Origin of the sequence: Paenibacillus sp. 2RAB27 (genome assembly GCF_052115445.1) — a bacterium.
GTDB lineage: Bacteria > Bacillota > Bacilli > Paenibacillales > NBRC-103111 > Paenibacillus_E.
This window is the reverse complement of sequence record NZ_JBFRGR010000020.1, coordinates 80,347-95,345: the sequence shown is the minus strand read 5'-3', so window position 1 is coordinate 95,345 and position 14,999 is coordinate 80,347. Positions and strand designations below refer to the sequence as shown.

At 40.6% G+C, this 14,999-nt stretch carries 18 protein-coding genes, 1 pseudogene and 1 riboswitch; of the genes and pseudogenes, 6 read left to right on the top strand and 13 right to left on the bottom strand.

Annotated features, from left to right (window positions below):
• Positions 1-372: 372 nt before the first annotated feature.
• Positions 373-1,416, top strand: coding sequence for an FUSC family protein (locus tag AB4114_RS23945; RefSeq protein WP_441990697.1), 1,044 nt, complete (start codon positions 373-375; stop codon positions 1,414-1,416).
• Between the two features lie 634 nt (positions 1,417-2,050).
• Here the strand turns inward: AB4114_RS23945 and AB4114_RS23940 are convergent.
• From AB4114_RS23940 to ehuB, 11 genes and pseudogenes are all read right to left on the bottom strand, one after another.
• Positions 2,051-3,580, bottom strand: a complete 1,530-nt coding sequence (locus AB4114_RS23940; RefSeq protein WP_441990696.1) for a glycine betaine uptake BCCT transporter — start codon at positions 3,578-3,580, stop codon at positions 2,051-2,053.
• A 220-nt stretch (positions 3,581-3,800) separates the two neighbouring features.
• The gene (locus AB4114_RS23935; protein ID WP_441990695.1) at positions 3,801-4,217 is read right to left on the bottom strand and encodes a hypothetical protein; all 417 of its coding nucleotides are present in this window, start codon (positions 4,215-4,217) and stop codon (positions 3,801-3,803) included.
• A 61-nt stretch (positions 4,218-4,278) separates the two neighbouring features.
• Positions 4,279-4,439: riboswitch (cyclic di-AMP (ydaO/yuaA leader) on the bottom strand.
• Positions 4,440-4,444: 5 nt separating this feature from the next.
• Positions 4,445-4,719 (bottom strand): annotated as a pseudogene (locus AB4114_RS23930) (DUF2179 domain-containing protein).
• 62 nt (positions 4,720-4,781) lie between these two features.
• The gene (gene thpD, locus AB4114_RS23925) at positions 4,782-5,693 is read right to left on the bottom strand and encodes an ectoine hydroxylase (RefSeq protein ID WP_441990694.1); all 912 of its coding nucleotides are present in this window, start codon (positions 5,691-5,693) and stop codon (positions 4,782-4,784) included.
• Positions 5,694-5,711: 18 nt separating this feature from the next.
• The gene (locus AB4114_RS23920; protein ID WP_441990693.1) at positions 5,712-6,098 is read right to left on the bottom strand and encodes an ectoine synthase; all 387 of its coding nucleotides are present in this window, start codon (positions 6,096-6,098) and stop codon (positions 5,712-5,714) included.
• A 12-nt stretch (positions 6,099-6,110) separates the two neighbouring features.
• On the bottom strand, positions 6,111-7,415 hold the full coding sequence (gene ectB, locus AB4114_RS23915) for a diaminobutyrate--2-oxoglutarate transaminase (RefSeq protein ID WP_441990692.1): 1,305 nt from the start codon (positions 7,413-7,415) through the stop codon (positions 6,111-6,113).
• A complete protein-coding gene (ectA, locus tag AB4114_RS23910) occupies positions 7,412-7,936 on the bottom strand; it encodes a diaminobutyrate acetyltransferase (protein WP_441990691.1) in 525 nt (174 codons plus the stop codon). Before ectA ends, ectB begins: the two co-directional genes overlap by 4 nt.
• Before the next feature lie 57 nt (positions 7,937-7,993).
• A complete protein-coding gene (gene ehuA, locus AB4114_RS23905) occupies positions 7,994-8,830 on the bottom strand; it encodes an ectoine/hydroxyectoine ABC transporter ATP-binding protein EhuA (RefSeq protein ID WP_441990690.1) in 837 nt (278 codons plus the stop codon).
• Positions 8,831-8,842: 12 nt separating this feature from the next.
• Complete coding sequence (gene ehuD / locus AB4114_RS23900; RefSeq protein WP_441990689.1) at positions 8,843-9,496, bottom strand: ectoine/hydroxyectoine ABC transporter permease subunit EhuD; 654 nt, start codon at positions 9,494-9,496, stop codon at positions 8,843-8,845.
• Between the two features lies 1 nt (position 9,497).
• The gene (gene ehuC, locus AB4114_RS23895; protein WP_441990688.1) at positions 9,498-10,160 is read right to left on the bottom strand and encodes an ectoine/hydroxyectoine ABC transporter permease subunit EhuC; all 663 of its coding nucleotides are present in this window, start codon (positions 10,158-10,160) and stop codon (positions 9,498-9,500) included.
• Between the two features lie 4 nt (positions 10,161-10,164).
• On the bottom strand, positions 10,165-11,067 hold the full coding sequence (gene ehuB / locus AB4114_RS23890; RefSeq protein ID WP_441990687.1) for an ectoine/hydroxyectoine ABC transporter substrate-binding protein EhuB: 903 nt from the start codon (positions 11,065-11,067) through the stop codon (positions 10,165-10,167).
• A gap of 576 nt (positions 11,068-11,643) precedes the next feature.
• Here ehuB and AB4114_RS23885 point away from each other — a divergent pair.
• Positions 11,644-11,970 carry a hypothetical protein gene (locus tag AB4114_RS23885; RefSeq protein ID WP_441990686.1) on the top strand — a complete coding sequence of 109 codons (327 nt, stop codon included), beginning with the start codon at positions 11,644-11,646 and terminating at the stop codon, positions 11,968-11,970.
• A gap of 100 nt (positions 11,971-12,070) precedes the next feature.
• On the opposite strand, the gene AB4114_RS23880 is transcribed toward AB4114_RS23885, so the two are convergent.
• Positions 12,071-12,313 carry a spore germination protein gene (locus AB4114_RS23880; protein ID WP_441990685.1) on the bottom strand — a complete coding sequence of 81 codons (243 nt, stop codon included), beginning with the start codon at positions 12,311-12,313 and terminating at the stop codon, positions 12,071-12,073.
• A 263-nt stretch (positions 12,314-12,576) separates the two neighbouring features.
• Here AB4114_RS23880 and AB4114_RS23875 point away from each other — a divergent pair, with 263 nt between their 5' ends.
• The 4 genes from AB4114_RS23875 to gerPC are packed head-to-tail and all read left to right on the top strand — an operon-like array spanning position 12,577 to position 13,678.
• The gene (locus tag AB4114_RS23875) at positions 12,577-12,876 is read left to right on the top strand and encodes a hypothetical protein (RefSeq protein WP_441990684.1); all 300 of its coding nucleotides are present in this window, start codon (positions 12,577-12,579) and stop codon (positions 12,874-12,876) included.
• A complete protein-coding gene (locus tag AB4114_RS23870) occupies positions 12,869-13,087 on the top strand; it encodes a spore germination protein (RefSeq protein ID WP_441990683.1) in 219 nt (72 codons plus the stop codon). The genes AB4114_RS23875 and AB4114_RS23870 overlap by 8 nt, the downstream gene beginning before the upstream one ends.
• A 13-nt stretch (positions 13,088-13,100) precedes the next feature.
• Positions 13,101-13,286, top strand: coding sequence for a hypothetical protein (locus tag AB4114_RS23865; protein WP_441990682.1), 186 nt, complete (start codon positions 13,101-13,103; stop codon positions 13,284-13,286).
• 35 nt (positions 13,287-13,321) lie between these two features.
• Positions 13,322-13,678, top strand: a complete 357-nt coding sequence (gene gerPC, locus AB4114_RS23860) for a spore germination protein GerPC (RefSeq protein WP_441990681.1) — start codon at positions 13,322-13,324, stop codon at positions 13,676-13,678.
• A gap of 699 nt (positions 13,679-14,377) precedes the next feature.
• Here the strand turns inward: gerPC and AB4114_RS23855 are convergent.
• Positions 14,378-14,824, bottom strand: a complete 447-nt coding sequence (locus tag AB4114_RS23855) for a pyridoxamine 5'-phosphate oxidase family protein (RefSeq protein ID WP_441990680.1) — start codon at positions 14,822-14,824, stop codon at positions 14,378-14,380.
• Between the last annotated feature and the right edge of the window lie 175 nt (positions 14,825-14,999).

Below are 14,999 nucleotides of genomic sequence, written 5' to 3'. Positions count from 1 at the left end.
CCACACCATCTCCGTTATATACTTGTTTGTTAATTATATGAGGTATAGCAATGGTTATTACAAGATAAGAACGATTGAATAAAGCCCAATATTCCTGCAGGAGCTAGTTAACATCCACGTCAAAAAATCCGATATGTTTTTTCTAAAGCGTACTTAAATAACTAATTTGGATAATTCAGTATTATGTACACACATATTATTCAATAGTTAGTTGTCGTTTTTACTTATGTAAAAAACCACATATAAAGGAACTTAATAAAACGAAGAGCTATTTAAGCTTGTGTTATTAAAATGGCTCTATTTGGGGAATAAAGATGGTATGAATATTTGAAGCATGGCCATCATGATGTAAAGAATTTCGGAGGATAACGTATGACCAATAAAAAAAATCAAACAAGTGTCTACACTGGGAAAATAATTTTGAAAATAGCTGTCACTTGCTCTTTATCGTGGGAAATAGGAAAACTATTAGGATCTGCACATCCTTATCTCGCTCCGTTGTCTGTAATCCTCTGTATGAAAAGCACACTAACACAATCCCTTCACTTTGCTATGAATCGTATGGTTGGAACAGTCATAGGGGTGGCTTTTACTGCAATAGTTCTCATTTTTTTTCCCAAGCCAAACGCTTTGATATTGGGTTTACTTATTTTTGCAGGTCTATGGATAGCCAAAGGATTACGAAGAAATCAGATTGTATCAGAACAGTTAGCAATAACCATTTTGCTCGTGCTTGTATTTGAACCTAAGTCTGGTAACTATATCGTTGACCGTCTTCGAGATACAAGTGTTGGAATTTTGCTTGCAGTTATCATACAATTGTACGTATTTCCGGCTAATTATAAAAAAGAAATTAAAAAGATGATCATTCCATTTACTAATCAATTATCAGAATTATTTCGGCGTACTGCTGGCTGGGTTCATCGGGGGTGTCATAAAGATGAAGGAGAACGGTTAACACAAGAGATTAAACATTTCCTTGAGATGAGCCAAAATACAGACAAGTCCTTAATGGAAATGAATAAAAATATGAAATATTATCCCTTCTCAGCACAAAAATACAGAACAATAACAGGTTATCAGAAACAATTAAACAGTTGGAGAGATGCTATTATGTATCTAGAATGTACGGTAAAAACCGTTGGCAAATGGTCTACTACCGGACTCATGTCAAATATGGATAGAAAAAATTGTTCTAAACAATTGAAAGAAATAGGGGAATTTTTCCATCATCAAGCCGAAACATTGGAAGCCATTAGGGGAGAAATGGCTATAGAACCCTTTAATATGTATGTCAAACCAATTTTTCTACATATTTGCCTTCCTGAACAAATAAATTCACCTCCATTTAACATCGTATTCTATCAAGATACGCTAGATCTTGTCAGGAGCTTAAATGAGATCAACAAACTTTAAATGTTCATTACTGTAAAGCAACCGAAAATTAGTAACTTGGATTACCTCTCTGTAATCCTTAGCTATTGTCGATTTAGAGGCGAGAAATCAAGATCAAGAATAGCATTAATGACAGGGATTGCCCAGATTCTGAAAAAGATTGCCAACAACTGGCCAGGGGGCCAATAGGATGGCAATCTTTGGAGGTATAGTGCTTTAGAGCTTTTTTATTTGCATTCGTATTTTACAATTCTGTTTACTAGTAAGTAAGCCCGACCAATCGCCTTGTAAAAAAGGGGTAGAATGCGCATGGATTATGGTATTACTTTCGATAAAGATACAGGAGGCATCACCAATATTAACATTTGAATCTCTAGAAACGTGATTGATATTGATATACCCGTTAACAAATGATTTCACCATGGCATCGTAGCGGTTGTCTTCATGAAATTTATATTAATCATAATAACCACTCCCTTCTATTTAGCCGCCTAACAACTACGAACTTTTTATTATAGGCTATTCACTTGAATCATAAATGTGTTCTATTCCAAAAAGTTCTATATGGTCAAGGGTGGAATATTGCATGGACTGTTGTCTCATTTATGCAAGCATACATAAGCATACATAAGCATACATAAGCATACATATTCCGTTATGACTCTCTTCCCATTAATAGCTCGTCAATTTTCTTCATACGACTCTGTTCTCTACTTCTCATCGTCCTTTCCTCCTGCCTTAGGGAAACGATTAAGGAAACACACATCCCGATAATGATGATCGCAAATGGAAGCGCTGCTACAATGGATGCTGTCTGTAAACCACTTAAGCCACCGCTAATTAGAAGAACTATAGCAATAGATGACTGAAGAACTCCCCACACAATTTTCACTTTATTCGACGGGTTTGGATTACCTTTGGTTGAGAGCATGCCCAAAACAAAAGTGGCTGAGTCAGCAGATGTAACAAAAAACGTAATAATCAATAAGGTGGCAATAAAAGCAATAATCCCCCCCATAGGCAGCTGCTCTAGTGTTAAAAATAAAGCAGATGTAACATCCTTTTCAGCCGCGGCCGCAATCGGATAATGATCAAACAACTCTAAGTGCAACCCTGTTCCTCCGAATACAGAAAACCAAACGAAGCTAAATAAACTTGGGATCAAGAGAACACCTAATACAAACTCCTTGATTGTTCTGCCTTTGGAAACACGTGCAATAAAAGTACCGACAAAAGGACCCCAAGCTATCCACCATGCCCAATAAAATAACGTCCAGACACCAACCCAGGTTCCCTGTGTAAACGGAGTCATTCGTAGGCTCATGTACACAATATTTTGCAAATATCCCCCTAAAGTAGAAGTAAATAAATCCAGAATGAAGGAGGTAGGGCCAACTACAAATACGAAAGTCATTAGCAAGACGGCTATAATTAAATTGGTATTGCTCAATATTCGGATCCCTTTGTCCAAGCCTGTCGTGGCCGAGAGCAAGAATAAAACCGTAACCACTGCAATAATGACCACTTGAACAAATGGACTTATTGAAATACCGAACATATGATTTAATCCGCCATTAATCTGAAGTGCACCTAAACCAAGCGAGGTGGCAACACCAAATACAGTAGCAATGATGGCAAGTGTATCTATCACACCTCCAACCCATCCCTCTGATATCTTGCCAAGAATGGGTGAAAAGACGGCGCTAATTAGCCCCCTCTTACCTTTCCGGAATTGAAAGTAAGCTAAGGCTAGCGAAATGATGGTGTAGATTGCCCATGGATGAACTCCCCAATGGAAAAAGGAATAACGCATGGCTAGTCGTGCAGCTTCTATGGATGCTACAGAAGCTCCCTCAGGTGGTGATAAAAAATGGGATAATGGCTCAGACACCCCCCAAAAAACAAGCCCAATCCCCATTCCGGCACTAAACAACATAGCGAACCAAGTTGCTGTTGAATATTCAGGTTCATCTTCATCTTTACCCAGTTTAATCCTTCCGTACTTACTAAACGCAAGATAGAAAGCAAAGAGTAAGATACCAAACGTTGAAATTAAGAAAAACCATCCAAAATTATTAATCGAAAAGTCGAAGAGTGAAGTCGCGGAATCAGCCAGCTTATTAGGGGCAAGAGCTCCCCATAAAACAAAAGCCAAAATAATAACAATTGAAATATACAAAACCATTTTTATAACCATCCCTATATACTATTTTATATTAATCATTACCTAATTAGGAAATATAATGCATTAATATGCCATTTCATCTGATCCGAAACAAAATATAGCCCATCAAACCACAGCTTTAAACACATAGTTGTGGTTTGATGAACTCTTACTTTTTACTCTCTTCTATTTAAACTCTACAAGTTTCCATAAACAACTTAGGAAATGTATCGACCTACCTTTAAGGCAAAAGAGATGATACCTCATTGTTCGTGTTTATGTACGTAAATTGGTTAGCACCCAGGCCTCTATATGCACTCCTTGACTTATCCCCTTTTGTTACAACGTGTATCGACTCAGAGCCCCACTCTTTACAAATTTGAATATACCTGCTGCATAGATTAAAACTAATTTCAAATAAATAAACTTTACTTATTTGGATATCAGGGAGCACCCAAGTCGCGGCATCTTCGGTGTCAACCATAATAATCGAATCCACACCCATAGCTTCCAGCTTTTTCTTTCCATACTTATTGTTCGTGAGTGCATAATATTGAATGCCTTTTGAACGTAATAGATGAATGAAATCTTTTCCCGCTCGGTTCGGAGCATTGACCAGTACATACTCAGATGAATTGGATTCTTCCTTGTTTTTCATTTTACTTTTCCCCCTTTGAGAGGCAACGAAAATTAGCCTTTAAGCCACACTCCTCCTCGTTACCTCTACACAATTACGCTTACGAAGTTAGCTGTCGGATTCGGACCTGAGAATAGCCCTACTCAATACATCTGAGATTCACCCCAACTGTGCATGCTGCCATACACCTGCTTACTTGGTTCCCCCGCTCTTGCCTCGTGCAAGACTCAGCGCTTACTCATGCCTGCTTATTTCCGAATCATTTTCAACCAAAAGCCACCATGCAAGCTCTTTGGTTCCAGCGTAATGATGAACGCTTTCGAATCTACGTTGCGAATGCAGGCGTACAAAAACTTTTCATTTTTTCTTCGAGCCAATACTTCCAAAACCAATCGTTCTCTTCTATCATACTAATCGCAGCGGCTGTATACTTCTCACCTTTTAAAGTCAGGATCATACGGAGTGTGAAACAAGAAACATAGACGATTTGAATCGCTAGAATGCTGCCTAATATGGATAACACGCCGCTTCACCTCTTTGATTACCGATGAGGACCCTCCACTAGGAAGATCCTTAAACATCATGTCATGATAAGCGTTCAGCGATATAATCTGGTCTAGGTCCCTTACCTGAGTAAGGAGCATTGAGTTTATTCAGCACACTATTATATACAATGAAAACATTGCTGCGCGGATCTGGGGTAATATTACTATTTGAACCGTGCATTAAATTACAATCGAATAGGAGGATGGAGCCAGCTTTACCCGTAGGTGCAACAATACCGCCTTGTTTGGCAAGCTGTTTTAGACTCTCTTGGTCAGGAACCCCATATTCTTGACGGCGAAGCGAGGATTTATAATTCTCATCCGGCGTTTCCCCTACACAGGAAACAAATGTACGATGTGAGCCAGGTATAACCATAAGGGGACCGTTATTGGCATGATTATCTTCTAACGCAATTGAACAGCTAAGCGCTCGCATTCTCGGCATCCCATCTTCCACATGCCAAGTTTCAAAATCCGAATGCCAATAAAACTCTTTACCTGTAAATCCTTGTTTAAAATTAATTCTGGATTGATGGATATAGGGTTGGCTACCCAAAATTTGACTAACGATGTCTTGTATACGTTGATCCGAAGCCATTTGTTTGAACACTTCGTCATCACGATGCACAGCGAATATGGATCTAATTTCATCATTCCCTGGTTCTCTGATCACTTCAGGCTTCTGCACTTCTTTACTTTGCTCCCAAAGTCTTGCTAGCTCTTGCTTCCAAAATTGAACCTGCTCCTCGGTAAAAAAGGATTCCAAGAACAAATAACCATTTTCCTCGTAAAATGTAAGCTGCTCCTTACTAATTTCTGTCTGATTAATTGTAGGGTTATAAACCACCAGATCCTGCCGCTCCAGTAGCTTTGGCTCCTGATAGATTCTTGATGGATAGCTGTCTTGCATGCTCGATCGATTCACCGTAATTTGCCCCTTGGATGTCAACATGGATTGCCACTCTCCTTATTAGATTTGGTCTAACGGGTATGTCCCTTCAGCATCATGAACTTCTCGGCCTGTTGTAGGCGGATTAAACACACAAATCATACGCATATCCGTTCTACCGCGCAGCAGATGTTTCTCATGACCGTTTAAGACATAGAGGGTTCCTTCGGAAATGGGATAAATCTCTTTGCTTTCGAGGACTTCAATCTCACCGTCTCCTTGAATACAGTACACGGCTTCAACATGATGTTTGTACCATATCTCTGTTTCAGTACCGGCTTTAATCGTCGTATCGTGCAAAGAGAAGCCTACCTGGTCACTTTTCACAAGCAATCGTGTACTATACCAAGTTTCTGTATCTACATGGAATTCAGTGCCGACTCTCTCGGCAAGTTGTCTTACTATCATTGCCTGCTCCTCCTATGCCTGTTTACTTGTCAACTTTAATTCTGTATAAATTTCTTCCATACTTTCTCGTAAAATGTCCAATCCTTGGACTAAGCCTGCTTCATCAATGATTAACGGTGGCATGATTTTGGCAACTTCACTGTCGGTTCCAGAGGTTTCCATGATCAGTCCCTTCGAGAAGGCACGTTCACATATTCTCTCTGCTAGGCCACTAACTTCGAAGACAATACCTTGCATAAGCCCTCTTCCTCTGACCTTCCCTTTTAATTGTGGGTAAGAGGCTACCATTTCTTGCAGACAGCTATTTAACAGCCTGCCTTTCTCCAGAATGCTCATAGAGAATTGCTCATTTTCCCAATAACGAAGTGCTTCCGAGGCTGTTATGAAGGCTAAATTGTTGCCCCGGAAGGTGCCATTATGTTCACCAGGTTCCCAAATATCCAGTTCAGGTCGAATCAGTGTCAACGCCATTGGCAATCCATAACCACCAATGGACTTAGACAGACAGATAATATCCGGTTTAATTCCCGCCTCTTCGAAGCTGAAAAAGGTTCCTGTTCTTCCACAACCCATCTGTACATCATCGACGATGAGTAGAATACCTTGCTCTTTACATAACGTCTCAAGACTGCGCAACCATGAAATGCTCGCCTCGTTGATTCCGCCTTCACCTTGAATCGTTTCCACGATGATCGCAGCCGGCAGCGATACGCCGCTTCCCGTGTCTTGAATGTAATTCTTCATGTATTCAATCGTGTCGACGCCATCACCCATATAGCCGTCATATGGCATAGATACCGTATGATGTAAGGGAACACCTGCACCTCTTCGCTTGAATTTATTGCCGGTTACAGATAAAGCACCGAGCGTCATGCCATGGAAAGCATTCGTGAAACCAATAACCGTTGATCTTCCCGTCACCTTACGGGCAAGCTTTAATGCGCTTTCTACAGAATTAGCACCCGTAGGACCAGGAAACTGAATTTTATAGGAAAGCTGCCTAGGCTCCAAAATAATTCTTTGAAATCGTTCAAGGAACTGTTCCTTCGCTTCTGTTGCCATGTCTAGACTATGCGTAACGCCATCAGCTTGAATATATTGAATCAGCTTTTCCTTTAAATCTGCATTGTTATGTCCGTAATTCAATGCGCCAGCGCCCGCAAAGAAGTCAATATATTCTTCACCTGTTCGATCCCATAGCTTATACCCTTTCGCTTTTGTAAAAATAGTAGGAAAAGAGCGGCAGTAGCTGCGAACCTCAGACTCCAGCATGTCAAAAATATGTAGGGATGGTTTACTCGGATCTAATACTTTCATGGGTGAGTTCCTCCTAATTGTTGATTAATAGGTCCAATTTGTATCAATCGTTCATCCTCGTGTACATCTTCTGGGAACAGGTGCGAAGAGAACCCTTCACTTTCTAAGTGCGGTGCTTTCATTTCCTCCGCCAATTTACGGAATAACCGGTTTGATGCTGTGTTGCTAGGTGATATGGTTGTTTCTACATACCTTACCTCTGCACATGAAGCTGAGGTTATTAACTCACGTAAAAGAGAACAAGCAATTCCCTTTCCTTGATTCTCCGATGAAACAGCAATTTGCCATACAAATAGTACTTCAGGATTGGAAGGGCGAATCAGTGAGGTCACGAATCCAACAATCTGCTTATCGATTTCTGCCACTAAACAAGTATCTGCGAAATATTCACTCAACATGATGTAGCAGTAAGCTGAATTCACATCAAGCTTCTGACTATCCTTAACCCGCTGCCACATGTACCTGCCATCCTGCACGGTTGCTTTTCTAATTACGCAGTTATTCGTTTCTAAAAGAGTCAAGAGGGAGCCTCCTTCTTATTCGATGGATGTCGATACCTGCCCTACACCGCCCATAAACTAGGTTTGTCGAAAGCGACTTAGAAAGGTTTGCAATCTTGGACTTTGTGGATTTCCAAAAATCTGCTCCGGTGTTCCCTGCTCAACGATCGATCCGCCATCTGAAAAGAGGATGCGGTCTGCAATATCCCTTGCGAAATCCATCTCATGTGTGATCAACATCATGGCCATATCCCTTTGCGCTGCAAGATCCTTGATGACGGACAGTACTTCACCTACAAGTTCGGGATCAAGGGCAGACGTCGCTTCATCGAACAGCATAATTTTCGGTCGCATAACCACAGCTCTTGCAATCGCAACTCGTTGTTTTTGTCCTCCTGACAAACGAGAAGGATATTCCATCGCTTTATCGGCTAAGCCAACTTTCTCCAGCATCGCCATGGCACGTTGTTCAGCATCAGCCCGTTTCAAACCAAGGACATGAATAGGGGCTTCTGTAACATTACCCAGCACAGTCATGTGAGGAAATAGGTTGAAATGCTGAAATACCATGCCAATATGACTGCGAATTTGATGTAAGTATTTTTCATTTGCTGGGATTAACTTGCCCTTTACTTCTTGATGCCAGAGCATCTGTCCATTCACCTCTATGGTGCCTGCGTTTGGTCGATCTAACGTCATCAGCATTCTTGCCAATGTCGTTTTCCCAGAACCACTCGGTCCAATGACAGCTACCTTTTCACTTGGGAAAATATCCAGATCAATCTCTTTAAGAACTTGAATATCTCCATATGACTTACTGACACCACGATATTTGACAATGGGATTCCCATCTTGTGAAGCAGGTGTATTGAAACGTTCAATAGGGTTGCTGACTGACTTCTCTATTGCATCCATGTAAATACCCCTCTACTTATTTCTTTGAAAATATCTCTCTAGCCATCCAACAAGCAGTGATGAAGGATAGCTGAGTAGCAAGAACAACAGCCCCACTAGCGTAAATGCTTCCAAATAACGAAATGATCCAGAACCAATCGCTTTCGCTGTCTGTAAAAGCTCTACGAGTGTGATGGCAGACAGAATGGGTGTCTCTTTGAACATAGTAATTAAATAATTCCCCATAACAGGAATGATTGGCGGCAGCGCTTGGGGTAATATAATACTCCCCCACGTATGCTTAACGTTGAAGTTTAGCGCCCTAGATGCTTCCCACTGTCCCCTTGGAACAGCTTCAATGCCAGAGCGAAACACTTCAGACATATAGGTACTATAATGAATACCTAGCCCAATAACACCCGTGGTGAATGGTGAAAAGGAAATACCGTACAAGGGAAGTGCATAAAACAGGACAAACAATTGGACAAGCAATGGCGTACTTCGTATAAACTCCACCCACGCTAGAGCAGTTCCAGCAAGTACCTTACTTTGTGATCTGCGAGCCAGTGCTAGCGGCAATCCAAGTACGATGGCAATGAAAAAACCTACAAATGTCGCTCCGATCGTGATCGGTAATACCTTCAAGAGTTGAGGAAAAATATGCCAAGCATAGTGCCAATCCCACATGCTAATACCGCCCCCTAATTGTCCTACGCTCCATGTAACGAATGATTAACGTTAAGGCATAGGAAAGGATAAAGTACAGGATCAACATGCTGGTGAATATTTCAGTTGTCTTGGAGCTGTCGAACGTACGCAGTATCATACCTTGATAGGTAAGATCTGTGAGCGTAATTAAATAGACCAATGAGGTTCCCTTCAACAACTCAATTTGCAAATTGCCGAAAGAGGGGAGCATTCGAACAAATGCTTGTGGAAGAAGTATACGACGCATTCTTCMATACCGACTCATGTTCAGCGCAATGGCTGCCTCATATTGCCCTTTGGGAACTGAAAGAACTGAGCTTCGCACTACTTCAGAACCGTAAGCCCCATAGTTCAGCCCCAGCGCAATAACTGCCGCTGTCATTGCTGGAATCTGGATATCCAGAAGCATTGGAAGTGCAAAGTACAACCAAAACAATTGAATTAACAACGAAGTGCCTCGAAAAACTTCAACATATACCGTAGCTAAATTACGTACGAGCCAAAAGCCAGATAAGCGCATCAAACCAATAGTGAACGATATAATTGCTGAAAGTATAATTGCGAGCAAAGTAATTTCAAGCGTAACAAGTGCTCCTCTTGCCAACAAGGGGAAAAAGGAAAAAAAGGTCTGTAAGCTAAACATGCGATTACCCTTTGGACAGCTGTTCGGCCGTCATATCACCGGGTAATTCCTGATCCGTAAATCCGAATGGCTTCAATATTTCTAGTAATTGTCCTGACTTTTTCAGCTTATCCAATTCTGCGTTGAAGGCTTCTCTAAATGCTGTATCCTCCATACGAAATGCCGCCGCGCCATAGCCTCTGATGCTTTTCCCATCAATTTCTGGTTGTTTAAAATCCATCACCCGCTCTATCTTACTATCTTTGRCTGAGGCTAGTGATGCTTGTAAGGAAGGTCCTGTCATCGTTACCGTCTGTACACGTCCCGCTTGTAAGGCAGAAATAGCCGAAGGTTGATCGGATACCGTAACGATTTGATCTTTGGCCACGCCAGATTTCACCAAGTATTCATTCTCGATAGCGCCTACCATAACAGCTACCTTTACGTCTTTATTAGCAGCAATATCTTTATAGCTATGTAAATTGTGAGGATTTCCTTGTTTAACTGCAATCGCTTCGCCAATACTGTACTCTGGATTTGCAAATGCAACTTCTTTGCTTCGTGCTGGGTTAACAAACATACCTGCCGTAATGACATCGAAGCGTTTCGCCTTCAATCCGGGAATTAAAGACCCGAATTCGGTTAAGACGCCGTTCATCTCATTGATCCCCATATTTTTCAAAATAACACGTGCCACTTCTACGGCCTCTCCCGTTAACTTACCGTCTGGCGTTGCATAAGCATACGGATTTTCATTCGCAAATCCAACTGTAATGAACCCTTGTTTTTTAGCTTTCTCAAGTGTATTCTCCTGGGTCGTTGACTTTTCATCGTTTGCATTTGTTTGGCTACTTGTACTTTGGGATGTACAACCCACCGCTGTCAAAACCAGCAGCAAACATAGCGCGTACGAAAACAACTTATTCATTCAAAAACTCCTTTTTTCCATTAATTTGGGGCCCTACACAAGTGTAACATGATCCTTTATGTATCACACCCTTGGTTATCTGGTCTCAGAGTCGCTCAGCCCCTCTGTCCCTCCTTAAGCGTAAATAAGATGACATATGCAAGAAAAAACTCGCTTATCCCTCCAAATGCTCAATTATACGCAATATTCAAATTATATCGTTAAAAAAGAGAAAAACCGCAATAATGCTCATTATCACGTGATTATTCTATATTTGTTTGTATAAATGGCGATTTTTCGCTAAAATTATGTTAATTAGATCATTTACGGCTTATTTTCGAAAAAGTTTAGGAAGCGGTAATGTTAAGTACGGAACACGGCAGTGGTTCATTAGGAAGTCTTATCCTTGTGGTTACAATTTCATTTGTCATCATGAGAAGGAACGATATTTGAGGTATCTATTCAACACCTGCCCTATCGCTCCACTTTCCTTCGTCAGTTACCAAATTTAGAAATTTACTGGTTAGTGGCCCACCAGAGCATGTCGAGGCATTTCGGGCAGCAGTAAGTTAACCAACTATCTTAGGAGGACTAATATTGAAGCAACGTATTTCTTACACGCATTTGCAAAAGCTTGATGGGCAACAACAAAATAAATTACGCGAATTGTGGGAGCCGCAAGAAGGCGAATACATGGCCACAGGTAACCATGAAGAAATGATTTATTTTTTAAATGGTGTACAAAAAAATAAGTCACTTCCCTTGCTGTCTCTTGGTCAAATGATGGCTTGCTTGTCTCAAACTGGAGACAAGTTATCTGTGAATTTTTCTGAGGATACTTGGGAGGTTACGATTGACGGTAAAACTTTTCAAGACTTTGAATTATGTTCTGCTCTATTCGAAGCGCTTATCTCTAACTTATAAGCAAATATTTTAAATGCCTAGAGCCCTCCGAACAAATCCTGCTGAATAGAGTAGGGTTTGTTCGTCATTAGGTAGTACTTCCTTTATAATTTTGCTGTTTTTACACTTGATTTGTTGTTGCAGGTTTAAAATCTTGATCATTAATCGGTGCATCGATGAAATCATTATCATTAATAAAGTTCCATACATTTATTGTTATAGAATTTCCAATAAAAAGGCCATTTCCTAAATTATTCTTACTATGTGCATCCCAGCTTGATTGGGCGTTTTCTCCAATTCCTACTGTTGCATTTCTTTGCTGATTGTTGATGTTTATACTGTTAAATAAGATTGAACTGGGCATAAATGCTCCTCCTGAATCCTCTGCTAATTGCCAATTTTTTCCATACTAAGCGATAAGGTTCTTTGTACATGTTGGTTCTATGAACAATTAGTGATTTTTTATTGTATTCGCCTATAAAGTAATTGTTACTAACTTGGCGTGGCAATAGCTTAAAACACACTTAAAGTTCGCTCCGCTTTTCTCCAGCAACAATTTGAGACACAGATGCCCATGAAAATGAATACACTACATCATAAAAGTGAATGAAAGGGAGTGGGAATCGGATGAAACTGACGAAGGCACCTTTTCCTTGGGATAGCATGATACGCATCTTCGGACCGAAGATATCTTCTAAACTGCAGTTGCTGTTGCAAAAGCCAGTACTCATTGAATCCGATATCCGAGGCCAATTGCAACAGTATTCAGGATTGCCCGATGCCCCCCCGCATAGGCGACCCGGCTATCTGAACCAAGAAAATAACTTAATGGAATATCGTAAAGTAAATGTATCGATCTCCMCAGCGCCGCCGAGCACGTCTGATATTTTGCGGTCAAACCGCCTAAAGGATGAGCTTTATGCCTAATGTGTTTAACATTTTTAACATCAGAATCAATGAAGTCGCTACTGGTGGCGTCGTCAATTTCGGAGACAACCTATTACGCGGAAATGCGGCAAATTCTAAAGCAGTCGGCGGCAACACTGTCATTGGGGACGCCACATCTTCCGTTAATACGGACCGAAACAATGTTCTGGATCCGGATCTCAACGATCAAGGAAACAGCAATCTCGTATAGGAGAGCGCAAAAAATGAACTTTTATATTAACAATATTAAAATCAACTCCATCGCGAACCTAGGCGCTCTTAATATCGGTTACAACATTTTGTCGGACAATAAGGCAACGGAAATTGCGGAAGGCGTGAATGAGAAGACGCCCGCTGAAGTGCCAAATGAAGAATTGTTGCCGCCCCCACATCCTGTAGTCAACAAATGATCGATGGGAGAAAAGTAATATCTGAAGGAGGCGGCATGATGTACGATGCAAATGTGTATCTGCATTCCTGTATTTGCCAATTTGAGCAAAGGATCACTATGCTGGAGTTTAAGCAATCCGAGTTAGAGGCGGAAAATCAACGTTTGAAGGATCAATTGTTTGGGCTCAAAGATACGCTGAACAATCAGGCCGAACCAAAGCATACAACGCCTCCAAATATTACCTACAAGATTCAGGAACTGCACGTTAATGAGCTTAAAGGTACATTAAACATCGGTATAACTTCAACCGCAAATACCGAACAATTGCGCGATATGATTGAAAAGATCAAAACTAATCAGGGAAATATCGCCGAAAATATGGTTTTTTCACAAGATACAGAAAGCCCCTAATAATTAATTATGAACATCAAATATCCCTCACCTGGCGGTTGGTGAAGGTTCCGGGCTAATTGTTGGCAAAGATCATCTTTTTAGAGTTTTTCGACAGCTTAAACATAAGCTTCTCTTTTGTAAGTACAAAGAGGAGCTTTTTAGCCGTTCAATTCCCCATCTTACTTCAAGTGATTTCCCGGAAGAACCCGCCTTAATCTTGATGATCAGAGTATGATGCTCCGGAAGGCATTGGGGAAAACGAACGGTTCTTACATCTCTTAAGGACGTATCCTATAGAGACCATACATTCACTTGAAGGTACAGTTGTTCATAACTTATTATAAATAAGTTATCACGGTGTTTTGTTTTGTATTCAAACTATTTTCTATTAGAGTTCTATTTAGTAAAACTATTAAGCTTAAATAGTAGTGTACTATGTAACCTTTCCCTCACTTTTTTATACATATTAGAATTGAAAAAAATAATATTATTGTTTATAAAACAAAAGACCCTAGCACTAGGCTAAGGATCTTAGATTTAGGGTTAAAAGTATTATGATCCAAATGGCACAAAATATATATACTCAGTTATTTCGTTATAAATATAATATATTGCCTTATAAATAAATTTCATCTTATATATTACATCATAAATGAGGATGTCAAAATATGAGAATTTGAAGGGCTGCCGGATGGATCGGCAGCCCTTCAAGTTGCATTAATCTTTTAATAACTCATACACTTCCGTATCCAACTTCTTGGCAAGTTCTGGATTGTATGTTTTCTCATAAGCTGGCTCAACGGTTACTTTTCCTCCGTAGAAGATGACATCCTCCACCTCATGAACATGTAACGTAACCACACATAACTTCATGGTTTTCTCAATCACTCCAGATACCTCTGCAGCACCATACACCGCGTAACAGCTTCCGGCTCCTATGAAGTTAAGAACCACATTCGGATTATTACGGATATTCTCAATACTAGAGGCTTTATGGCCCAGTGCAATCTTTACTTTAGTTCCGTCTTGAGATGCAAGCACCCAAGACACAGCACTAATTTTAGGCAAACCTGTATTCACGTCGATCGTAACCATCGTTACAATTTTTTCACCTTGTAGTGAAGTGACTAAATCAGAACTCAGTTGCTTCGCAGAAATTACCATGCTTTTCCCCCTTTTCTAAATGGTGCTACTACTCTACGCCTACTGATAGACCGAGTTCCAACTCACCGAAAATCTCCGCACCCAATGAATGTCCCACTAATACATTTGCAAAAATCGGATGAAGCCGTAACCCCGCTTGTGTAAAGATACCTTCCGCTGCGTCCATTCTTCCCCG

What these genes read in the sequence shown, in the direction of transcription:
- AB4114_RS23920 (WP_441990693.1), bottom strand. Translation starts at nt 6,098, where the DNA reads ATGATAGTAAGACAACTTGCCGAGAGAGTCGGCACTGAATTCCATGTA.
- AB4114_RS23865 (WP_441990682.1), top strand. Translation starts at nt 13,101, where the DNA reads ATGAACTTTTATATTAACAATATTAAAATCAACTCCATCGCGAACCTA.
- AB4114_RS23880 (WP_441990685.1), bottom strand. Translation starts at nt 12,313, where the DNA reads ATGCCCAGTTCAATCTTATTTAACAGTATAAACATCAACAATCAGCAA.
- AB4114_RS23940 (WP_441990696.1), bottom strand. Translation starts at nt 3,580, where the DNA reads ATGGTTTTGTATATTTCAATTGTTATTATTTTGGCTTTTGTTTTATGG.
- AB4114_RS23870 (WP_441990683.1), top strand. Translation starts at nt 12,869, where the DNA reads ATGCCTAATGTGTTTAACATTTTTAACATCAGAATCAATGAAGTCGCT.
- thpD (WP_441990694.1), bottom strand. Translation starts at nt 5,693, where the DNA reads ATGTTGACATCCAAGGGGCAAATTACGGTGAATCGATCGAGCATGCAA.
- AB4114_RS23945 (WP_441990697.1), top strand. Translation starts at nt 373, where the DNA reads ATGACCAATAAAAAAAATCAAACAAGTGTCTACACTGGGAAAATAATT.
- gerPC (WP_441990681.1), top strand. Translation starts at nt 13,322, where the DNA reads ATGATGTACGATGCAAATGTGTATCTGCATTCCTGTATTTGCCAATTT.
- ectB (WP_441990692.1), bottom strand. Translation starts at nt 7,415, where the DNA reads ATGAAAGTATTAGATCCGAGTAAACCATCCCTACATATTTTTGACATG.
- AB4114_RS23855 (WP_441990680.1), bottom strand. Translation starts at nt 14,824, where the DNA reads ATGGTAATTTCTGCGAAGCAACTGAGTTCTGATTTAGTCACTTCACTA.
- ehuD (WP_441990689.1), bottom strand. Translation starts at nt 9,496, where the DNA reads ATGTGGGATTGGCACTATGCTTGGCATATTTTTCCTCAACTCTTGAAG.
- ehuA (WP_441990690.1), bottom strand. Translation starts at nt 8,830, where the DNA reads ATGGATGCAATAGAGAAGTCAGTCAGCAACCCTATTGAACGTTTCAAT.
- AB4114_RS23935 (WP_441990695.1), bottom strand. Translation starts at nt 4,217, where the DNA reads ATGAAAAACAAGGAAGAATCCAATTCATCTGAGTATGTACTGGTCAAT.